Origin of the sequence: Psychrobacillus sp. BM2, assembly GCF_048572895.1 — a bacterium.
Classification (GTDB): domain Bacteria; phylum Bacillota; class Bacilli; order Bacillales_A; family Planococcaceae; genus Psychrobacillus.
Genome location: NZ_CP183878.1, coordinates 2,803,888 through 2,824,344, shown reverse-complemented (window position 1 = coordinate 2,824,344; position 20,457 = coordinate 2,803,888). Strand labels below are relative to the sequence as shown.

The window sequence follows — 20,457 nt, the reverse complement described above, 5'->3', positions numbered from 1 at the left end:
AATAGTAGGGATTAACGCACCATTTCACCTTACTTTTTGCTTCCTCATCCACTGCGTTGCGACCCACTTTTCGCCAGTTATAACCGGTGCTCCACCATGTAAAGTTAAATCGTTCAAGTTTTGATCGTTATAGAAGTACTCGAAATAGACGGCCATACCCTTTTTGGGTGATACCGAAAAATTCAGTTTAGGGAAGTAAGTTTCTCCACCTTCTTCTACATCATTTAAGTACATAACAAGTGTACTAATTCTATTATTATTTGCTACTTTGCTAGTTGATGAAAAAAAGTCATTATGAGCTCTATATTCTTGACCAGGAGTATACTGAAGGATTTGAAGGCCTTCTCCGTGTTCAATAGGAATATTCATAATTGATGAGACCCTTTTTTCTACTCTAGCAACTATTTCGTTTTCACTTTCCTCAAAAAACATACTACTACTAGTTCTTAGTTCATTTACTTCGCGTGTTGTTCCAATTTTTGAACGTTTCATTTTGTCCTTAGATAATCTGATTAGTTCATCACACTCTTCGTTACTTAGAACATTTCCTAAAACCACTATCAATGGCTCCTCTAATCTAGCGACTATGTCAATCTCTCTATCTGTAATTATTTTGCTTCCAATATGATCAAATATAGTTTGTTCTCTATTCTCCGTTATCTTCATCACAACACCTCTTTAGCTATTAAATTTTCAAAACGAGTAGATTTACGCATAATACTATATGTATAAATAGTTTTTCTTTTACTTCAAATACTTGAATTAAAAGGTAAATACACACACATTATTTTGGAATTAATTTGAATTTATTTTATCATACTATTTTTATATATCGCAAATTTGAGAGTATTTAAACAAAAATATTTTACCAATATTGGAGCTAATTGAGGAAGAAAATAATGATAAATAACTTCGATTCATTGGTTACAACTAAACATTTTATGATAATGTATCTAATATAAAATAATTATTGAGCTAGATTATAAAAGTCATTTAGATTAAAAGGAAGATGATCACAATGAAAAAAGAAATTGAGGAGCTAACAATACTTTTGCTTTATTTAACTTCATGGAAGGAAGAAGATATTCCAGAAACGATGCGTAGAAGTTGGAAAGGTTATTCATTTGATGTGCTTAATCGTTTAAAGGATGATGATTATATTCGGGGTGGTGTAAAGGCAAAGTCTGTTTATTTAACAGAGAGAGGAATTGATGAGGCAAAGCAGCTCATGGAAAAATATTTTGTAGGAGATATGATAGATGAATAACTTACTAGCATTCAATGAATTACATCTATATTTAATGAGTTTTGACGTAAGATGCACGTTGGCTGGAAAGAATTTGATCATAGGATATAAACCATTTTCGTTTGTCGGTATTCAGCCTAAGTTTGCTACATTAAATGGAAGTAAAAGTTATCAATGTTTGATTCTTCATGTTGCGCCAGGTGATAAAGAAACGGATTTAGGCGGCCGGCTTCAACTACAAATTCAGGAGCAGCTAGGGTTTGAATTATTGCAACTCAGAAAATTTAAATTGAAAAATAATGAAGTAGCTGTACCTCTAGAAGTAGTGGATACAAAGAAAAAATGAAGTTATTAAAAGAATTTATTTACAAATGCTTTGAACAAAGAAGGGGAAATTTATGAAGTGTGGAGCAAGATTCTTTATTGTCCAGGTTGAAATTAATGGGAAGTTGCACTCGGTACCGGTTACAACAAGGACTTCTATACAGGCAAGGAAATTTGTACACCAAGAGTATGGCGATCAGATAAAGATTATTGCAGTAAATGCAAAAACAGCTAACCTAAGTTAGAAAACATAAGCATTAAAGTTCGCAGTAACATTCGCAGCATTGATTGTATCAATTCTTTCATTTGACCATAAAAAATAACTCATCCTTGAGTTGACAGTTCAGATGGGTTATTACCTCCTCAATAGCCAATCCCCTTGAGGGAACCTACTATTTACATGCCCGATTGATGCACTAACATTAATCGTTCTTTTTTATTGTACTCATATCTTTTTTTCAGTAAACTTTTAAATTATTCTTTTTTCAAGTTTAGAGCAATAACTATAAACCTCTGAACTAATAACGCCCTTCCCTGAACCGAAGTTCTTTAATCATTATAAATACCTTTGAAAATGATACACTAAATCCAATACTTAAATCCGGAGGTGCTTGGCATGGGCAAAAACATTGAAGATAACATGGTGAAGGAAATTATACTAGATAATAGATTAATTAAATTAAATCATTATGAACATGAAAAAGTAAATGGTTTACATCAAATTTCAATTGTTTTTAACGTAACAAGTGAAGAATATCATGATATTGCGACTTTACTATATAAAGGTACTTTTGAAGTTACGGTTCCAGACGCCGTTTTATTTTTCCGAGGGACTATCAATAAATACTCTACTTCCATTACCAACTTATATGAAAAAGGGCAAGTTGGAGAATATAAATTGACTTTGCTGGAAACGGAGATATAAGAAAGGGGCTTGCGAGATGAAGTTAAGTATTTTGGATCAATCACCGATTTCTTCAAATCACACAGCTAAAGAGGCTTTAAATGAGTCGTTAAAGTTAGCGCAAGCTGGAGAGGCGTTAGGATATACTCGCTATTGGGTTACGGAACATCATGATTTACCAGGACTTGCAAGTTCAGTTCCTGAAGTGATTTTAAGTTATATTGGAGCAAATACGAATACTATTCGCATCGGCTCGGGAGCAGTGTTACTGCCTCACTATAAACCTTTTAAAGTAGCAGAAGTGTATAATACACTTGCTACTTTATATCCTGGTCGTGTTGATGTTGGTTTAGGTCGTGCACCGGGAGGATCTGCTGAAGTAACAAATGCTTTGTCGGATAATTTTTTGCAAAATGCTTATCAAATGCCAAGCTTAGTGAAGAATTTACTTCATTTTCTAGACGATGATTTTCCTGCTGAACACGAATACTCAAAAATTTCTGCGTCTCCAATTCCAGATGTTTCTCCGATACCTTGGCTATTAGGAACTAGTAAAAAAAGTGCTCTGCTTGCTGCGGAAAATGGAATTGCTTATACATTTGGTCAATTTATGAGTGACAATGATGGACCATCCATTATTCAGGAATATCTAGATGCTTTCACTCCTAGAAAACAAGGACAAACAGCTCAAGTCATGGTAACTGTTTCAGTCATTTGTGCAGAAACAACTGAAAAAGCAAATGAACTATCATTAACTGCGCTCATCTGGGAATTGCAGAAAGCAAAAGGGGAAGGTAAGCAGGGAGTTCCTTCTATACAAGAGGCGAAACAATATAAAATGGACGATCGAGAGAAAGATATATTAGATCATATGAAAAAAAGTATCATTATCGGTAATCCACAAGAAGTAAAACAGAAATTAACTGAGTTGCAAGCTACATATAAAGCAGATGAAATCATGTTGAGTACAATTACCTATTTTGCAGAAGATCGAAGAAACTCATATAAACTAATAGCAGATGAATTGCTTACTAATGATTAATCAGAGTGGTGCAACTACCCTGCGTTAAAAACATTAAGTAAGATTATTAATGTACTAAATGAAACACCTTATAATCTTAAGATAAACAGATGTAAGCACCAAATGATGATAAAAATGCCTGTGAAGTTTTTGACTTCACAGGCATTTTTTTATTGCTTCAGTGAATTATTACCTTATCAACAGCTAATCCCCCCTAAATGGGTGCCTGCTAGTATATTGACAGATTGATGCACTAACATGAATCTGTTTTTTTTACTCGTATGTTAATCATAGTATGTAACCTTCTTTTTAAATATTTTATTATTTGACCACAGCAAATCCCTTTTTGGGTTGACGGCTCAGTTGTGTTTATTTATCTAAATAGTTAATGCTTTCTAGATTGGGCGTAGTGCAATTGTTCTGCAACGAGCTTGTGCAGGTACATAAAAAATTCCGTTTAGAAGCGGGAATCAGCTTTGTTCGAATTTTATTAGTAAAATTCATAAAATAGACTTTTTGGAGGCTAATATTTTGTATATATTAAAAATATGTATTGACAGTCTGTTCAAAAAACACTAAATTAAATGAGAATGATAATCAATCTTATTGCACAAATATAACTATATTTAATCGCTAATAGAAATTATACAGTTTAATAAGAGTTGATAATTTTATAGAAGAGGAAGGGTTACATATGCAAAACAAAAAATCTTTTATACTAATGCTTGCAATGGCTATTTTCGCTATTTTAGTACTAGTAGGCTGTTCAGATAAGTCATCAACAGAAGAGGTAGATAACAAAAATACAGATACTGCTACAGATACTGCAACTGAAACAGAAACAGCAGCAGAATCAGAATATCCACTCACAATTAAACATGCTCTAGGTGAGGCAGTGCTTGAAAGCAAACCAGAGCGTATTGTAACGATACAATGGGCAAACCATGATATCGCATTAGCACTTGGGGTTGTTCCAGTTGGTTTCTCAGCAGCAAACTTTGGCGTTCAAGATGATAGTGGTTTATTGCCATGGACGAAGGAAAAGCTAGATGAACTTGGAGTTACAGATCCAAACGTTTTTCAAGATACGGATGGTTTAGATTTTGAAGCAATTTCAGATGCAAATCCAGATGTAATTCTTGCTGCATACTCAGGTATTACTCCAGAGGATTATGAAACATTAACACAAATTGCACCAGTTGTAGCTTATCCAAGTTCACCATGGACAACTACTTGGCGCGAACAAGTTGAATTAAATGCAGCAGGTATGGGTATGAAAGAAGAAGGCGAACAATTGATTAAAGATACGGAAAACTTAATCGCTGAAAAATTGAAAGCCTATCCACAAATCGAAGGTAAAAAAGTTGTATGGGTTAACTTCTCAGCGAAGGATTTATCACAATTACACATTTATACACCAGTTGATTCGCGAGTAGCATTTTTAGAAGAATTAGGGCTATCGGCTCCAGAAAGTATTTCATCACTAATCACAGATCCAAAAAGCTATTCATTAAATTTAAGTGCAGAAAATGTAGAAGCATTGTTTGATGCAGATATCATCGTTGGATATGGTGATGAGGAATTATACAATACGATTAAAGCAGATCCTTTACTTGGGAAAATTCCGGCTATTGAAAGAGGTTCTGTAGCGTTTATCACAAGTGATACACCGTTGGTAGCTGCAGGAACACCAAATCCACTTTCTATTGCATATACGATTGACGAGTATTTAGAACTAATCGGAGGAGCTATAGACAAAATCAATGAATAGCACCACTGATTCCAAAAAGAAGCAATTAGATTTACATTTGCCAAAGCATTTTACGCTAATTTTGGTGATTGCGATTATATTATTGATTGTTAGTATCATTTCTTCGCTTATGTTAGGGGCAAGGGTGGTAAGTTATCAGGAGTTAATGGATGGCTTATTTTATACAAACCAAGATTCTTACGGCGCAAACGTAGTGCAAAAACGAATTTCCCGTACTATTTTTAGTTTGTGTTGTGGGGTTGCCTTAGGAATTGCAGGAGTGCTGATGCAAGCCGTTACGCGCAACCCATTGGCTGACCCTAGTATTTTAGGGGTAAATACAGGTGCAACGTTATTTGTTGTATTTGGTATTACATTTTTTAACATTACTACAGCAGGGGAATATATTTGGTTAGCTCTAATCGGAGCAGCAATTACAGCAGTTTTTGTTTTTGGAATAGGTTCAATGGGGCGTGGCGGTGCTACTCCAATTAAGTTACTCTTGGCAGGGGCTGCAACTAGTGCAGCTCTTTCTTCGCTTGTAACTGCAATTATCATTCCAAGCGCCTATGCTCAAGATCAGTTTAGATTTTGGCAAGTAGGAAGTGTTGGCTCAGGAAATTGGGATTCTATCAAGATTTTCATCCCTTTTCTAATCGTTGGAGTTTTCATCGCTTTTCTTTCAGCACCTGCTCTGAATGCTTTAGCCTTAGGCGATGATGTCGCAACAAGTCTTGGTATACGGCCTGGTGTATTACGTTTTTTTGCGGTAGTTGCGGGTGTTGTTTTATGTGGGGCTGCGACTGCATTAGCAGGTCCAATTGGATTTATCGGTCTGTTGGCAACACACGCGATGCGTTTTGTCATCGGTCCGGATTTACGCTTTTTAATACCGATGTCCGCATTAGCAGGAGCGATTATTTTAACGTTCTCCGATGTTGTGGGACGACTTATTGCTAGTCCAGGAGAACTTGAAGTTGGTATTCTTACTGCGTTTATTGGTGCACCAATACTTATCATATTAGCTAAGAAATCGAAAGTGCGGTCATTATGAAAAATCAATCTGTGGAAGTTAATTTTATTATGGAAGGTATGCGGCAGAGAAGACGGCGATGGCTTTTGGTTACGACGCTTCTCGTCATTTTAGCTGGGGTGCTTTGCTGTGCAATGCTACTGCTCGGGAATACGTTTTATCCAGTACATATTGTTATACGTACACTACTAGGCGAAGATATTTCAGGCGCCAATTTCGCGGTGAATACAATTCGCCTGCCTCGAATGCTAGCAGGGTTATTTGCAGGATTTGCATTCGGTGTTGCAGGATATGTTTTTCAAACGATGCTACGAAATCCTTTAGCAAACCCAAATATTTTGGGAATTACATCTGGCTCTAGTGTAGCAGCGGTATTTTGTATTACTGTTCTGCATGCAAGCAATTCGATGGTGTCTATTGCTGCGGTTATTGGTGGTTTAATAACTGTAATCGCTATGTATTTTTTAGCTCGTGGGGGATCATTTTCAATCGGTCGTATAATCATCATTGGGATTGGTATTCAAGCGATGTTAGATGCAGTTATTTCGTTTTTACTCCTGAAGAGTGCCCAACAAGATATTGCTGCAGCTATTAGATGGCTTGGGGGTAGTTTAAATGGCTCTAAAATGAGCGAGTTACCTCCATTAATAATAGCTGTATTACTTTTCACCCCCGTAATTATCATATTTGGGAAGCAATTAAGTATGTTAGAGCTCGGGGAGCAAATGGCTTCCTCTCTTGGTGTTTCAACAGACAGAATGCGTGTTATTTTAATAATTAGTTCCGTCTTTATGATTGCTATTGCAACAGCAACAACGGGACCCATTGCCTTTGTATCATTTTTAGCGGGGCCAATCGCAAATCGATTAGTTGGTGTTAGCTCATCTAATATTCTTCCGGCAGGGTTAGTAGGGGTCAATCTTGTTTTATTTGCGGATCTTATTGGGCAATTTGCATTTGAATATAGATTTCCTGTAGGTGTTATTACGGGATTACTAGGGGCACCATATTTAATTTATTTACTAATCCGTATGAACCGAAAAGGAGAATTGTAATGGGGAACACACACAGTTTTCGAGCCGATAAATTATTTTCAGGCTATGATAATAAAACGATTATTCAAGGAATTGACCTTGAAATACCTAAAAATAAAATTAGTGTCATTATTGGCGCAAATGGTTGTGGAAAATCAACTCTTCTTAAAACGATAGCAAAGCTCATTAAACCTTCAGAAGGGGATGTAACCCTTGATGGAAAAGCAATAAACAAATACCCTTCAAAGCAATTAGCACGGATTTTAGGTATACTTCCACAATCACCAGTTGTTCCAGAAGGGATTACAGTAGCCGATTTAGTTGGAAGAGGAAGATTTCCACATCAATCACTGTTTAGTGGATGGTCTAAGAAAGACTATGAGGCAGTCGAAGAAGCAATGGATTTTATGAATATTACGGAGTTTGCTAATCATGATATTGATGAACTATCTGGTGGTCAAAGGCAGCGAGTTTGGATTGCCATGGCTCTTGCACAGCAAACGGATATTTTACTTCTGGATGAACCGACAACATTTTTAGATATCACTTATCAAGTGGAAATTTTAGATTTACTAACAAGTCTTAATGAAAAGTATGGCACTACAATCGTTATGGTACTTCATGATATCAACTTATCTGCTCGTTATGCAGATTATATATTTGCGCTACATAAAGGTGAACTCGTTGCTGAAGGGAAACCATCGGACGTCATAACAAGTGACCTGGTAAAATCTATTTTTGACTTGAATTGTGTTGTAATTCAAGATCCAATCTCAGACACACCTTTAGTTATACCTAAAGGACGCTATCATGTGAAAAGTTAATAATATGTATGAACAGCCCTCATTAAATTTGTTGTTTTTAATGAGGGCTGTTGCTTTGTTGAAGGAGATCAACTATACATAAGCTATTGATGAAATCGAATACATTAGTGATCGACTTAGAGGAGGATTTTGCGGGAATTTCTATTTGGTATCTAGTCAGTTGAGGAATAGAAAGTATTAAAAAACTACATTGATCGATTGATGCACTAACATCAATGATCTTTTTTTATATTACTCATTCCACACATTTAGTATACGTTTGAATTTTTCTCTTGTTTTAGTAATACAACCATTACTAAAACAACCACTGAACTGAAGTTCTTTTAATAGTGTTAAAACAATAATGTTAGTTGTAAAAAAAGCTAGTCCAACTTACTCCAATATTTGCTAATAATAAATGCCTCTATTTTGGCAATTATAATGCATGGAGGTGAAGAGAAATGGCAAAAAACAATATTCCTAAAGAAGCACAAACAAATGTGCAAGAGGTTAGAAAACAAAACGCTCAGGCAAATCAAAAAGCACAACAAAATGGACAATCTGCATCACAAAACATGTTTAATGAATTTGGATCAGAATTTGGTGTATCAATTGAAGGTAAAACAAATGCGCAAGAAGTGAAACAACAAAATGCTCAAGCTAATCGTAAAGCACAACAAAACGGAAACACTCAAGGGAAATAACATCTAGAATTTTAAAAACGATGGGAGCTTAAACTCTCATCGTTTTTATTTTGGTTTAGAAAAGTTTACATAAGAAATCATAAAGAATATTCTAACAAAAAATAACAATGCAAAATTCTGAAAACTTGTGCTAAAATAAAATATCAGTCTACTTAAAGTTAAAATAAGTATATATTATTTTACTTGGGAAAATTGACTTTTGAATTTTTAAACTAAGGAAAAAATATTGGGGGATAAAATGTGAAAAATTTATTTGTAAAATGGAATAAAATGAGTCTAGTTAAAAGAATTGTTATCGGTATTATTGTTGGTGTTATCTTGGCTTTAACCATTCCAAGTGGCGCAAGTTGGATATCTATTTTCGGTTCTTTATTTGTCGGAGCATTAAAGGCAGTTGCACCAATATTAGTATTATTCATCGTAATGCATGCAATTGCCGTACATAAAAGTGGTAAGAAAACGAATATGAAATCGATTCTTGGACTTTATGCTATTGGTACATTTCTAGCGGGGGTTGTCGCTGTAATTGCAAGCTTTATGTTCCCAGTTACTTTATCATTGACTGCAGGGGCAGAAGACCTATCTCCGCCAGAAGGTATTGCGGAAGTTATTGAAAAATTACTATTTAATTTAGTCTCCAATCCAATTGATGCATTAGTAAATGCTAATTATTTAGGTATATTAATGTGGGCAGTCGTTCTAGGGCTTGCACTAAAAAAGGCGAATCAGAGTACGAAAGACATGTTAGGTAATTTTTCAGATGCAATTACTAAAGTAGTGCAATGGGTGATCAATTTAGCACCATTCGGTATTATGGGACTTGTTTTTGATGCAATTGAAACAAGTGGTCTTTCTGCTTTAAAAGATTATGGTAGATTAATATTAATCTTAGTAGGGTGTATGTTATTTATCGCGCTTGTGGTGAATCCATTGATCGTATTTATCTATACACGAAAAAATCCGTATCCAATTGTTTTAATGGTTTTAAGAGAAAGTGGTATTACGGCATTCTTTACACGTAGTTCAGCTGCAAATATTCCAGTAAATATGAAAATATGTGAAAAACTTGGCTTAGATGAGGATACGTATGCTGTATCCATCCCTCTAGGGGCTACTATAAATATGGCTGGTGCAGCAGTTACAATTGCTGTACTGACTCTTGCAACAGTAAACACACTTGGAATCGAAGTTGACTTTATGACTGCACTTATGCTTTGTGTTGTCGCAGCTGTCTCAGCAGCAGGAGCTTCAGGAGTTGCAGGTGGATCACTTTTACTTATTCCACTAGCATGTAATCTATTTGGAGTTCCAAATGATATTGCTATGCAAGTTGTTGGTGTTGGTTTCATTATTGGGGTTATTCAAGATTCTTGTGAAACTGCACTGAATTCATCTTCTGATGTGCTATTCACTGCTACAGCTGAGTACGCAAAAGATCGTAAGGAAGGTAGAGCTACGAAAGTAGTCTCTGTGAATTCCTAGAAACTATGATGTTAGAAGACCGAGTATAGAAGCTTCAAATAGTAATCTAGAGCATTTAATTGATAGACTGTGATATAGGAAGTTTATAAGCCGCGATTACCGAAGATGATTCGGTGGTCGTGGCTTTCTGGTTAGTATAGGTCAAAAAAACTAAAATGAAAACGGTAAAGAGGAGTAGTTTTAAATTTGTGAGGTTATGGTGTTACAAAATGGTGAACCGCTTACATAAAATATACTTTTTATTTATAACATTTAAATATAGTGTTTGGACATAATGAATAATAAAGGTATACTTATTATGTGAGTTGAATGGTTGTCAGACGTTCAACCTTAAATAATACATCTTTGTGGAGGCATACAATGAATTATATAATCTCAATCGCAGGTTTAATAGTTGTTCTGGGTCTTGCTTGGATTGCAAGTAGCAATCGGAAAGAAATAAAAATCAGACCTATTATCCAAATGATTATCTTGCAATTAATTTTGTCTTTTATATTACTGAATACTAAGTTTGGATTAATTATTATTGAGGGGATTGCAGCCATATTTACAAAATTGCTAGATTTTGCGAATGAAGGAATCGGCTTTGTATTTGGTGGCATTGCAAATGAAGGACAAGCTCCTTTCTTCTTAAATGTTTTACTTCCAATCGTCTTCATATCAGCGCTAATTGGTATTCTACAGTATATTAAAGTTCTTCCTTTCATTATGAAGTGGTTGGGCTGGGGAATAAGTAAAGTAAACGGACTGGGTAAATTAGAGTCATACAATGGGGTAGCATCTGCTATTGTTGGCCAATCGGAAGTATTTATCACGGTGAAAAAGCAGCTTGGACAATTATCGTCTCAACGTCTGTATACACTATGTGCATCAGCGATGTCTACCGTATCGATGTCTATTGTTGGGGCTTATATGACAATGGTGGAACCGAGATATGTCGTGACGGCTATCGTGGTTAATCTATTTGGTGGATTCATCATTGCTTCTATTATTAATCCATACAAGGTCACTGAAGAAGAAGATATCCTCGTTGTTCAAGAAGAAAAACAGAGCTTCTTTGAAATGTTGGGCGAATATATTATGGATGGATTTAAGGTTGCAATCGTAGTTGCGGCGATGTTAATCGGATTCGTTGCACTTATGGCAGGAGTAAATACCTTATTTGATATGGTATTAGGAATCTCATTCCAAGAAATTATTGGATATATCTTTGCTCCATTTGCTGTTTTAATGGGCATTCCTGTTTCAGAGTCAGTAACAGCTGGTGGTATTATGGCTACTAAACTTGTTACAAATGAATTTGTAGCAATGCTTTCATTAAATGATTTAGCGTCAAATCTAAGTGAACGATCAATCGGAATTATTTCCGTGTTCCTTGTTTCGTTTGCAAACTTCTCTTCCATTGGAATTATTTCTGGTGCTGTAAAAGGTCTTCATGAAAAACAAGGGAATGTTGTAGCACGAATGGGCTTGAAACTGTTATATGGAGCAACATTAGTAAGTGTATTAACAGCGATTATTGTAAGTTTTATCTTATAATAGCTGTAATTGTCTTGGAGTTCTATCTTTTTAATTTTGATCAAGTTGAATCGAGTTACTAATTTAGGGTACAACAGAAAAATCATCTCACCTTATTAGCTTAAGGAGAGATGATTTTTCTATGATGTTTAGAAATGAAAAATTCTTGTTCACCTGGAAAGCTCGAAGTTGTATCTTCGAAGGCCTGTGCGATGCGGGTCAGTCATCTACTCTTGTTATAAATGCAAATGTGAATGTTATGATTTTCATGTTTTTTTCTGACAGAATATGACTCTAATGAAAGTACCATGCTTTAGAAGTAGAACTTATAAAATATTAGATGGTATTCCATGAACTATAATACTAACTTATACCCTTATATGATTGGTATTATGTAACACTTTTTTCGATATTTAAATACTTCGAACTCTTTTATATCCTATGAAATCAATGAAGAAAATCTTTCTAGTATAGTATATTTTTAAAGTTTATACACAAAATACAATAGTGTTTTGGTTGACAAAATTCGACACCTACGTAACAATTAATACTTGTTAATTATTATTATTACTAATTTTATGGAGGAATTTTAATTATGTCATTAATCGGAAAAGAAGTATTACCATTTAAAGCGCAAGCATTCAAAAACGGTGATTTTATTGAAGTAACAGATCAAGATTTCAGAGGTCATTGGAGTGTAGTTTGCTTCTATCCAGCAGACTTTACTTTTGTTTGTCCAACTGAACTTGAAGACCTTCAAGACCAATATCCTACACTACAAGATTTAGGTGTTGAAGTATTCTCAGCTTCAAGAGATTCTCATTTTACACATAAAGCATGGCACGATTCATCAGAAGCTATTGGTAAAATTACCTACACGATGATTGGTGACCCGGCACACGTTCTTTCTCGCAACTTTGACGTGTTTATTGAAGAAGAAGGTGCTGCTGATCGTGGTACTTTCATTATTGACCCTGATGGAGTGATTCAAGCAATCGAAATCAATGCAGATGGTATTGGTCGTGATGCTAGTACGCTTATTAACAAAATTAAAGCAGCACAATATGTTCGCAACAATCCAGGTGAAGTTTGCCCAGCTAAATGGCAAGAAGGTAGCGAAACACTTAAACCGAGTCTTGACCTTGTAGGTAAAATTTAAGGAGAGCGATACTATATGGCACTTGATGCAGAAATAACGTCTCAATTAAATCAGTACCTTCAATTGCTAGAAAACGATATCGTTCTTAAAGTAAGTGCAGGTTCTGACAAAGTTTCAGATGAAATGCTAGCTCTAGTTGATGAGCTAGCTTCCCTTTCAACAAAAATTACAGTGGAAAAAGTAGAACTAACAAGGACACCTAGCTTTAGTATCAACCGTGTTGGAGAAGATGATACAGCAGTTACTTTTGCGGGTGTTCCACTAGGACATGAATTTACTTCTTTAGTTTTAGCTCTACTTCAAGTTAGTGGACGTGCGCCAAAAGTTGATCAAAGTATAATCAATCAAATTAAAAATGTTGATGGTGAATATCACTTTGAGACATATGTTAGCTTAACTTGCCATAACTGCCCTGATGTTGTCCAAGCTCTTAATATCATGAGTGTACTTAATCCTAACATTACACACACAATGATTGATGGTGCAGCATTTAAAGAAGAAGTAGAGAGCAAAGATATATTAGCAGTACCAGCAGTGTACATGAATGGCGAATCATTTGGAAATGGTCGAATGACAATCGAGGAAATTATATCAAAATTAGGTGTTGGGCCTGACGTAGAAGAATTTTCTGGAAAAGAGCCATACGATGTACTTGTTATTGGTGGTGGTCCAGCTGGTTCAAGTGCAGCAATCTATTCAGCACGTAAAGGTATTCGCACGGGAATTGTAGCAGAACGCTTTGGTGGCCAAATCTTAGACACGCTTACTATTGAAAATTTTATCAGCGTGAAAACTACTGAAGGTCCTAAACTTGCACAAGCTCTTGAAGAGCATGTGAAAGAATACAATATTGACGTTATGAACTTACAGCGTGCTAAACGTTTAGAAAAGAAAGACCTAATCGAGGTTGAATTAGAAAATGGTGCTATTCTTAAGAGTAAATCCGTAATCATTTCAACTGGTGCTCGTTGGCGTAATATTAATGTTCCTGGTGAGCAAGAGTTCAAAAATAAGGGTGTCGCTTATTGTCCTCACTGTGATGGCCCGTTATTTGAAGGTAAAGACGTTGCGGTAATCGGTGGGGGTAACTCAGGTATAGAGGCAGCAATTGACCTTGCAGGGATTGTGAAACATGTAACAGTTCTTGAATATAACTCAGAATTAAAAGCTGATGATGTTCTACAAAAACGTTTACATAGCCTTCCTAATGTCACAGTCTTAAAAAATACTCAAACAAAAGAAATTACTGGTACTGACAAAGTAAATGGTATTACTTATGTAAATCGGGAGACAGGCGAAGAAAGTAATATTGAATTAGCTGGGGTATTTGTTCAAATCGGTCTAGTTCCTAACACTGATTGGTTAGAAGGAACTCTTGAACGGAATCGAATTGGTGAAATCATTGTTGATAAGAGTGGAGCTACTACAATTCCTGGTGTATTTGCTGCTGGTGATTGTACAGACAGTATTCATAAGCAAATCATTATTTCTATGGGATCTGGTGCAACTGCAGCGTTAGGCTCATTTGATTATCTAATTCGAAATTAGTTATTCAACGATAGAAACAGAAGCTTGGTTTAATAGAATCAATAACATCAATTTGTAATGTCAGCAATTCTGTTGCACTAAAAAATCACTATTCTTTCTAAATAGAAAGGATAGTGATTTTTATTTATGTTTTCAACAAAAATGTTTTCTAAACAAAAATTGCCTATAGAATTTAGATATTCGACTTAGTTGTATTTTTTATGCACGACCCGCGCGAATGTTTAAATCTAGCATTTTCACCTATCATTCTGAAATAAAAAAGCACTATCTCTAAAGAGATAATGCTTTTTTCTAAAGAATTCTCTGTTCCTAAAGAATTCTTGCGGGTTTGGCACCCAATAATGTCGACTAATATAATAATCGATAGTATGGATGTCAAAACTAATTTGTTATTAGAAAGTTAGTATAGCACAGATCCTGAGTTTAAACAATATTTTTTTGAAAAGATTGTACAAGGATACTTAAAGTGGTGGTATAATAACACATTGAGGTAGATTTGGAATTCTTGAATCTAATTGAACGGAAAGTAGTTAATGCTTCTTCCTGTACTTAAATAATAACGCCATCGGAGGTGTCTCAAGTTGAATAAAAAATGGACTATAGAACTGATAAGAGATTATGTAAGTAAAAATTCAGAATGTGCATTGCTTTCAAAAGAATATGTAGGATACTCACAAAAACTACTATTTAAATGTTCATGTGGAACCAATTTTGAAAAAACATTCACGAAGTTTAAAGGGAGCAATCAAAAAAAATGCTCTAATTGTCAAGAAGCTAGACCCTCGCGTTAATAAGAAAAACATATAAAACCAGACCAGAACATTATAGTGGTCTGGTTTTATTATGCCTACATTTAGAAAAGTAACTTTTGAGCAACTTATTGTTTTAAACTCCTTTGTATTTAACGCAAAGTACAAATCTAGACCCTAAGTAGAGGGATATCAGAAATTTTATTTTTGGAAAAAAAGGTATTATAATTTGATTTTGGATATATTTTTAAATTGAGAATGGAATTGTTGTGTTTTAAGTGCATTTATGACAATTTACTTCCAAATGGCTTTATTGTATCGTGAAAAATAGTGATGTAATTCAATAAATTTCTATTGGGTGAAATGTATCAATCAAAAAGCGCTTAGCAGAATTCCGCTATCAAAACTAATGGATCTTACAGTTGACTATGCTTTTAAACAAATGTTTGGAAGTGAAAAAAACAAAAGAATAACAATCGTTTTTCTGAATGTTATTTTGCAACGCACTGGTCGGGATACGATCAAAGAAGTTGAATTTATAAATCAAGAAGTAGGTGGCGAATACAAAGACGATAAGCAGTCGCGGTTAGATATTGTCGTGCGAACACAAAAAGTGGATCTGATTAATATTGAGGTTCAATTATCCAACGAGCACAATATATTCAAGAGATCCCTCTTCCCTGGTCAAGACTTTACACGTCGCAGTTGGCTAAAGGGATGGGATATCATACACTATTACCAACAATCGCAATTAATATTTGCAATTTTACAGTTTTCGATAAAAATTGTTATTACCATAACACTTTCCATTGACATGAAGATACTACAATGCAACGTGTAAATGACCTGGACGATGTGCTAGAGATCAATTTCATAGAAATGAATAAGTTTTTACACATGTGGAGCCGAAATAAACTGAATGCCTTGGATGATATTTTAGTTCGCTGGCTACTACTGCTTAGTATGGTGGATGCAAGAAAAGAAAAAGTATATGAACAAATCTATCAAGAATTGGAGGAATTAGCGATGAGAGATGAAATTATAGCCAATGCATTTTCCGCTTGGGAAGAGCTTAGCAAGTCGAAAGAAGATATGCACGCTTATGAATCTCGTTTGAAATACATTTTGGACGAAGAAGCAAAGTTAGAAGATGCAAAGTATATAGCAGAAAAAATGGGGATGGAGAAAGGATTAGAGAAAGGATTAGAGAAAGGGAAGAAGGAAAAAACAGAAGAAATGGTCCGGAATTTACTAGCTAAGAAAATGGATGTAGATTTTATAGCAGAAGTGGCAGAATTAACTGATGAACGGGTAAAAGAGATAGCCTCTTCCTCGCGTTAGTAACATTCATGCTAATTCAAACAATCGTTACAATAGGAAGGAACACTTCTTTAAAAGGGGGATAAGAATGGAGGGAAATCAGACAAAACTATTGGAGTCAAAACAAGTATTAGAAAAGTTGGCACATGGCATTAACCCGATAGATGGATCGGATATTACGACAGACCAGTTGTTGAACAATCCTCAAGTTATTCGACATTTATTTGTCCTGTTAAATTTCTTAGATAGTGAACTAGAGAAACAGAAAAAAATAAAAAATAGAAAAAGAACTAAGAAAGTAGTGCTTACACTTACACCAGAGCAATTAGAAAAAGTGTTATTACCAAAAGGACCTATAGGTATAAATGAGTTTGCACAGGCGGTAAATTTAGTAATTGATGAAAATATTTCAAAGAAATTAAGTGGTGCTATTATAAATAGAAAGTTGAAAAAAATAGGTGTTTTAAGCGAGGAAAAGATAAATGATAGTAAAACGCGTACGGTTGTAAACGACAATTCCATTGCTTATGGGATTGAAAGTATGGAAAGTTACTACAATGGAGAGCCGTATCAACGCGTAGTTTTCAATGATATAGGAAAAGAATTTCTATTGAAAAATATTATTAATTTAATGGGGTTGGATTAACATCAATCATTCAATTAATAAAACAATGAAAGGTTTCGGTTGTTAAAAAGCTAGAACTTCTGATAATAAGAACGAAAAACCCAGACCATAGCATGTAAACTAAGGTCTGGGTTTAATATGTTCATATTATGAAGAAATATCTTGCTCAGTTCCTAGAGCAGCTCGCTGTTTCTTAGACTTTCTAAAATAAAGCAATTCATATATACAAGGAATTACTATTAAAGTCAGCAGGGTAGCCATAGCTAATCCACCAATAACAACAATAGCAAGACTTTGGGATACTAGGCTTCCTGTTTCGGCTTTTTTCAGCAATAGAGGAAGCATTGCACAGATGGTTGCAATTGCCGTCATGAAAATCGGTCTCATTCTTGTTGCAGTAGCCTCTACAAGCGCATCGCGAAGTATCATTTTTTGTTCGTTTTGTTTCACTCGGTCTAACAATACAATCGCATTTGTTACGACTATGCCAATGAGCATTAATGCACCAAGAAGTGCTGTAATATCCACTGCAATTCGACTAATAAGAATTCCTAAGATGGCGCCAATTGCTGCTAATGGGAGGGAGCAAAGAATGGCAATTGGTGCTTTGATTGACTTAAAGGTAATGACCATGATTAAGAATACAATTCCGATGGAAACAAGCATTATTAGGAATAGATCTGTAAAATCTTCCGCTTGTTGACTACTTGAACCACCTATTAAAACCTCGACATTTTCAGGAATCTCCATTCCTTCATTATCCTTTTGATCTCCGAATATCTCTAAGTTAACTGCACTAGCGATTTCTGAAAGCTTGGTAGGATCAACAGATGCTGTTACTCGAAGGTAAGCATCTCCATCTTTATGAACCTGGTTACTTGATCGCTCTTGGCTTTGTAATTCTGCAACGGAGGAGACAGGGAGCATCCCTTCATTAGTCATGACAGGTATATCTTTAAGGTCTTCGGGTGTTACGGTATTTAGAAGAGGTTCCAGGAAAACAGTTTTTTGCTTATCATTTATACTAATTGTTCCGATTGGTGTTTTGTTTAATAGTACCGCTAACTGTTGGGCAATTTGTTCTGTGTTTCCTTTGGATGGATCCACAATTAATGAGTATACAGTTTTCTTTTCATCTTGGTTGGTCGTAACTTCCTCTACACCGTCCAAGTTTTGTACTTTTTCTTTAATAGCTGTCGCGACACCCCCTAGCTCTGATATATCTTCTCCGACAACATCAATTGTAATATTTGTACTAGCTCCTCCCATCATAAAAGAAGCGGTACTTACTTCAAATAGGGCATCAGAGTATTTGTCTTTTTGCTTTTCCATTTCTTTGACTATAAATTTCGTGTCCTTTTTATCTTTTAGTAAAATACTAAAAGATGCTTCTGTGGTGGAACCTACCCAACCATACTGTGCAGCTTCAGGAGGGGAGCCAACCTGTGCAAATACGTGATGAACTTTCTCCATAGCAAGTATAGATGATTCAAGGTCAAGTGTTTTTTCCTTCACGTTTTCAATTGGTGTATCACTTGGATAGCTTAGTGTGACAGTAACATAGTCAGCAGAAGAGCTATCGACTGCCCCTTTAGGGATGACGAAGTAAGCTCCAATAGAACCGACGAAAAGAAAGATAGAAATCGAGAATATGACCCATTTATGGTTCAAAGACCAAGTAACCATTTTAGGGAAATGAACGGCTGGTTTATGTTCAGAAATTTTAGCATTCTTTAATAATCCCGCACTCATCAGGGGGACAACTGTCAATGCTGCGATTAAAGAGGCAAGTAAAGAATAGGTAACGGTTAAAGCAAATGGTAAAAGGAATTCTTGAAGTCCCCCGTTCAACAAACTCATTGGCAGGAAAACGGCCACTGTCGTTAATGTAGATGCAGTTATAGCTACACCCACTTGTTTAGTTGCGTCAATAATCATTTGAATAGAGAACTTTTCTGATTGCATCTTGCGGAAAATATTTTCAATGACTACAATACTGTCATCTACAAGCCGCCCAACTGCAACAGCAACCCCACCTAGTGTTAAAATATTTAATGTTACACCAGACCATGAAAGTAAAAAAAGTGTAAAGCATAGGGATAGAGGAATTGATACTATTGTTATAAAAGTAGAACGGATATTTCGTAAAAAAAGCATAATGACAATCGTTGCAAATAATGCACCAAGAAGAACTTCTTTTATCATTGTATGAACGGAATTTTCCACCAAATCTGCTGAGGATATATAAATGACAGATTCTTGTTGGTCGTACTTTTCATTGATTTCCTTTGTTACTTTTTCAATTTCTTTGCTAATCGTAACTGCATTGGATTGACTATCTTTTGTAATGCTAATATCCAAGCTATCCATACCATTAAAACGACTGATGAAGTCGGAGTCCATTGTCTCTTCAATAATTGCGATATCACCTAGTGCTACATCGGTGGTAACTGGTAAGTGTTTTAATTTATCTAGACTATTAATATCACCGATTACTTTAATATTGCTTGTTTTGCCATCTATAAGCTTTTCTCCGACTGTTACAGATGTATTTTGACCTTGAAGAATACCTAAAATTGATTGAAGTGAAATTTCATTTTCTTCTAACTTTTCATCATCTATATTAATAGAAATGATGGAGTCTGTTAACCCATAAACATCTACTTTAGAAACCCCTTTTACTTCTTGATAAAGGGATTGTAGTTCGTTGCGTGCAAATTCTTTGTTTTCCTCTGTTAACCCTTCATCGAAGGTAACAGCGATGTTGACTATTGGAATCATAGAAGTATTCAGCTGAGAGATAGTTGGCTTGGATATATAAGTTGGCAAAGATGTACTGTTTAAAGTATCTTGTACATCCTGTTTTGCCTGTTTCATATCATATCCCGCTTCAAAAAACAGATCTACTTTTGAAAACCCATCTCCCGTTGTAGAATAGACGGAAGTTTTACCATTCAAACCAGTGACTGCTTTTTCGATAGGAAGAGTTACTTCTGATTCCATCGTCTTGGAATCAATTCCCTGTCCCATGGAAATAATTGTGATTTGGGGATTATCCGCAGTCGGTAGGAATTCCATAGGTAGCCTAAAATAACTTACCACCCCTATTACTAATATCAAAATGGTCAAAACACTTATCGCTGCCTTGTTTCCAAAAGCCCACTTTGTAAAAAATGACATAGAAATTTTCCTCCTAGTAGTGAGTATAGAAATTAATATAATTGCTTAAATCAAATA

General features: G+C 35.3%; 19 protein-coding genes. 17 read left to right on the top strand and 2 right to left on the bottom strand.

Features of this window, described 5'->3' with window-relative positions:
* Positions 1-24: 24 nt before the first annotated feature.
* Entirely contained in the window at positions 25-666 is a 642-nt protein-coding gene (locus ACN6MX_RS13900) for a 2OG-Fe(II) oxygenase (protein ID WP_419959462.1), read from the bottom strand.
* Positions 667-1,018: 352 nt separating this feature from the next.
* On the opposite strand from ACN6MX_RS13900, the gene ACN6MX_RS13895 reads away from it, so the two are divergent.
* The 17 genes from ACN6MX_RS13895 to ACN6MX_RS13815 all read left to right on the top strand — a co-directional run bounded on the left by ACN6MX_RS13895 (position 1,019) and on the right by ACN6MX_RS13815 (position 17,241).
* The gene (locus tag ACN6MX_RS13895) at positions 1,019-1,267 is read left to right on the top strand and encodes a DUF6429 family protein (protein ID WP_419959461.1); all 249 of its coding nucleotides are present in this window, start codon (positions 1,019-1,021) and stop codon (positions 1,265-1,267) included.
* Positions 1,260-1,592, top strand: coding sequence for a hypothetical protein (locus tag ACN6MX_RS13890; RefSeq protein WP_419959460.1), 333 nt, complete (start codon positions 1,260-1,262; stop codon positions 1,590-1,592). Before ACN6MX_RS13895 ends, ACN6MX_RS13890 begins: the two co-directional genes overlap by 8 nt.
* 618 nt (positions 1,593-2,210) lie before the next feature.
* A complete protein-coding gene (locus tag ACN6MX_RS13885; RefSeq protein ID WP_419962630.1) occupies positions 2,211-2,495 on the top strand; it encodes a DUF3219 family protein in 285 nt (94 codons plus the stop codon).
* 16 nt (positions 2,496-2,511) lie between these two features.
* A complete protein-coding gene (locus tag ACN6MX_RS13880; RefSeq protein ID WP_419959459.1) occupies positions 2,512-3,516 on the top strand; it encodes an LLM class flavin-dependent oxidoreductase in 1,005 nt (334 codons plus the stop codon).
* Positions 3,517-4,189: 673 nt separating this feature from the next.
* A complete protein-coding gene (locus ACN6MX_RS13875) occupies positions 4,190-5,266 on the top strand; it encodes an iron-siderophore ABC transporter substrate-binding protein (protein ID WP_419959458.1) in 1,077 nt (358 codons plus the stop codon).
* On the top strand, positions 5,259-6,299 hold the full coding sequence (locus ACN6MX_RS13870; protein ID WP_419959457.1) for a FecCD family ABC transporter permease: 1,041 nt from the start codon (positions 5,259-5,261) through the stop codon (positions 6,297-6,299). Before ACN6MX_RS13875 ends, ACN6MX_RS13870 begins: the two co-directional genes overlap by 8 nt.
* A complete protein-coding gene (locus tag ACN6MX_RS13865) occupies positions 6,296-7,333 on the top strand; it encodes a FecCD family ABC transporter permease (protein WP_419959456.1) in 1,038 nt (345 codons plus the stop codon). Before ACN6MX_RS13870 ends, ACN6MX_RS13865 begins: the two co-directional genes overlap by 4 nt.
* A complete protein-coding gene (locus tag ACN6MX_RS13860) occupies positions 7,333-8,136 on the top strand; it encodes an ABC transporter ATP-binding protein (protein WP_419959455.1) in 804 nt (267 codons plus the stop codon). The genes ACN6MX_RS13865 and ACN6MX_RS13860 overlap by 1 nt, the downstream gene beginning before the upstream one ends.
* A gap of 440 nt (positions 8,137-8,576) precedes the next feature.
* On the top strand, positions 8,577-8,819 hold the full coding sequence (locus ACN6MX_RS13855; protein WP_419959454.1) for a gamma-type small acid-soluble spore protein: 243 nt from the start codon (positions 8,577-8,579) through the stop codon (positions 8,817-8,819).
* 240 nt (positions 8,820-9,059) lie between these two features.
* Positions 9,060-10,301: a serine/threonine transporter SstT gene (sstT, locus tag ACN6MX_RS13850; RefSeq protein ID WP_419959453.1), complete on the top strand. Its 1,242-nt coding sequence runs from the start codon at positions 9,060-9,062 to the stop codon at positions 10,299-10,301.
* Between the two features lie 360 nt (positions 10,302-10,661).
* A complete protein-coding gene (locus ACN6MX_RS13845; protein ID WP_419959452.1) occupies positions 10,662-11,840 on the top strand; it encodes a NupC/NupG family nucleoside CNT transporter in 1,179 nt (392 codons plus the stop codon).
* Positions 11,841-12,414: 574 nt separating this feature from the next.
* Positions 12,415-12,978 (top strand): alkyl hydroperoxide reductase subunit C, encoded by a 564-nt coding sequence (gene ahpC, locus ACN6MX_RS13840; RefSeq protein WP_419959451.1) that lies wholly within the window; start codon positions 12,415-12,417, stop codon positions 12,976-12,978.
* Between the two features lie 15 nt (positions 12,979-12,993).
* Positions 12,994-14,526, top strand: coding sequence for an alkyl hydroperoxide reductase subunit F (gene ahpF / locus ACN6MX_RS13835; RefSeq protein ID WP_419959450.1), 1,533 nt, complete (start codon positions 12,994-12,996; stop codon positions 14,524-14,526).
* A 581-nt stretch (positions 14,527-15,107) separates the two neighbouring features.
* Positions 15,108-15,317 (top strand): hypothetical protein, encoded by a 210-nt coding sequence (locus ACN6MX_RS13830; RefSeq protein ID WP_419959449.1) that lies wholly within the window; start codon positions 15,108-15,110, stop codon positions 15,315-15,317.
* Positions 15,318-15,633: 316 nt separating this feature from the next.
* Positions 15,634-16,116, top strand: coding sequence for an Rpn family recombination-promoting nuclease/putative transposase (locus ACN6MX_RS13825; protein WP_419959448.1), 483 nt, complete (start codon positions 15,634-15,636; stop codon positions 16,114-16,116).
* Positions 16,104-16,616, top strand: a complete 513-nt coding sequence (locus tag ACN6MX_RS13820) for an Rpn family recombination-promoting nuclease/putative transposase (protein WP_419959447.1) — start codon at positions 16,104-16,106, stop codon at positions 16,614-16,616. Before ACN6MX_RS13825 ends, ACN6MX_RS13820 begins: the two co-directional genes overlap by 13 nt.
* A 67-nt stretch (positions 16,617-16,683) precedes the next feature.
* Positions 16,684-17,241, top strand: coding sequence for a hypothetical protein (locus ACN6MX_RS13815; RefSeq protein WP_419959446.1), 558 nt, complete (start codon positions 16,684-16,686; stop codon positions 17,239-17,241).
* Between the two features lie 126 nt (positions 17,242-17,367).
* Here ACN6MX_RS13815 and ACN6MX_RS13810 read toward each other — a convergent pair whose 3' ends face one another.
* Complete coding sequence (locus ACN6MX_RS13810) at positions 17,368-20,400, bottom strand: efflux RND transporter permease subunit (protein WP_419959445.1); 3,033 nt, start codon at positions 20,398-20,400, stop codon at positions 17,368-17,370.
* Positions 20,401-20,457 lie beyond the last annotated feature (57 nt).

What these genes read in the sequence shown, in the direction of transcription:
- ACN6MX_RS13900 (WP_419959462.1), bottom strand. Translation starts at nt 666, where the DNA reads ATGAAGATAACGGAGAATAGAGAACAAACTATATTTGATCATATTGGA.
- ACN6MX_RS13895 (WP_419959461.1), top strand. Translation starts at nt 1,019, where the DNA reads ATGAAAAAAGAAATTGAGGAGCTAACAATACTTTTGCTTTATTTAACT.
- ACN6MX_RS13890 (WP_419959460.1), top strand. Translation starts at nt 1,260, where the DNA reads ATGAATAACTTACTAGCATTCAATGAATTACATCTATATTTAATGAGT.
- ACN6MX_RS13885 (WP_419962630.1), top strand. Translation starts at nt 2,211, where the DNA reads ATGGTGAAGGAAATTATACTAGATAATAGATTAATTAAATTAAATCAT.
- ACN6MX_RS13880 (WP_419959459.1), top strand. Translation starts at nt 2,512, where the DNA reads ATGAAGTTAAGTATTTTGGATCAATCACCGATTTCTTCAAATCACACA.
- ACN6MX_RS13875 (WP_419959458.1), top strand. Translation starts at nt 4,190, where the DNA reads ATGCAAAACAAAAAATCTTTTATACTAATGCTTGCAATGGCTATTTTC.
- ACN6MX_RS13870 (WP_419959457.1), top strand. Translation starts at nt 5,259, where the DNA reads ATGAATAGCACCACTGATTCCAAAAAGAAGCAATTAGATTTACATTTG.
- ACN6MX_RS13865 (WP_419959456.1), top strand. Translation starts at nt 6,296, where the DNA reads ATGAAAAATCAATCTGTGGAAGTTAATTTTATTATGGAAGGTATGCGG.
- ACN6MX_RS13860 (WP_419959455.1), top strand. Translation starts at nt 7,333, where the DNA reads ATGGGGAACACACACAGTTTTCGAGCCGATAAATTATTTTCAGGCTAT.
- ACN6MX_RS13855 (WP_419959454.1), top strand. Translation starts at nt 8,577, where the DNA reads ATGGCAAAAAACAATATTCCTAAAGAAGCACAAACAAATGTGCAAGAG.
- ACN6MX_RS13845 (WP_419959452.1), top strand. Translation starts at nt 10,662, where the DNA reads ATGAATTATATAATCTCAATCGCAGGTTTAATAGTTGTTCTGGGTCTT.
- ahpC (WP_419959451.1), top strand. Translation starts at nt 12,415, where the DNA reads ATGTCATTAATCGGAAAAGAAGTATTACCATTTAAAGCGCAAGCATTC.
- ahpF (WP_419959450.1), top strand. Translation starts at nt 12,994, where the DNA reads ATGGCACTTGATGCAGAAATAACGTCTCAATTAAATCAGTACCTTCAA.
- ACN6MX_RS13820 (WP_419959447.1), top strand. Translation starts at nt 16,104, where the DNA reads ATGCAACGTGTAAATGACCTGGACGATGTGCTAGAGATCAATTTCATA.
- ACN6MX_RS13815 (WP_419959446.1), top strand. Translation starts at nt 16,684, where the DNA reads ATGGAGGGAAATCAGACAAAACTATTGGAGTCAAAACAAGTATTAGAA.
- ACN6MX_RS13810 (WP_419959445.1), bottom strand. Translation starts at nt 20,400, where the DNA reads ATGTCATTTTTTACAAAGTGGGCTTTTGGAAACAAGGCAGCGATAAGT.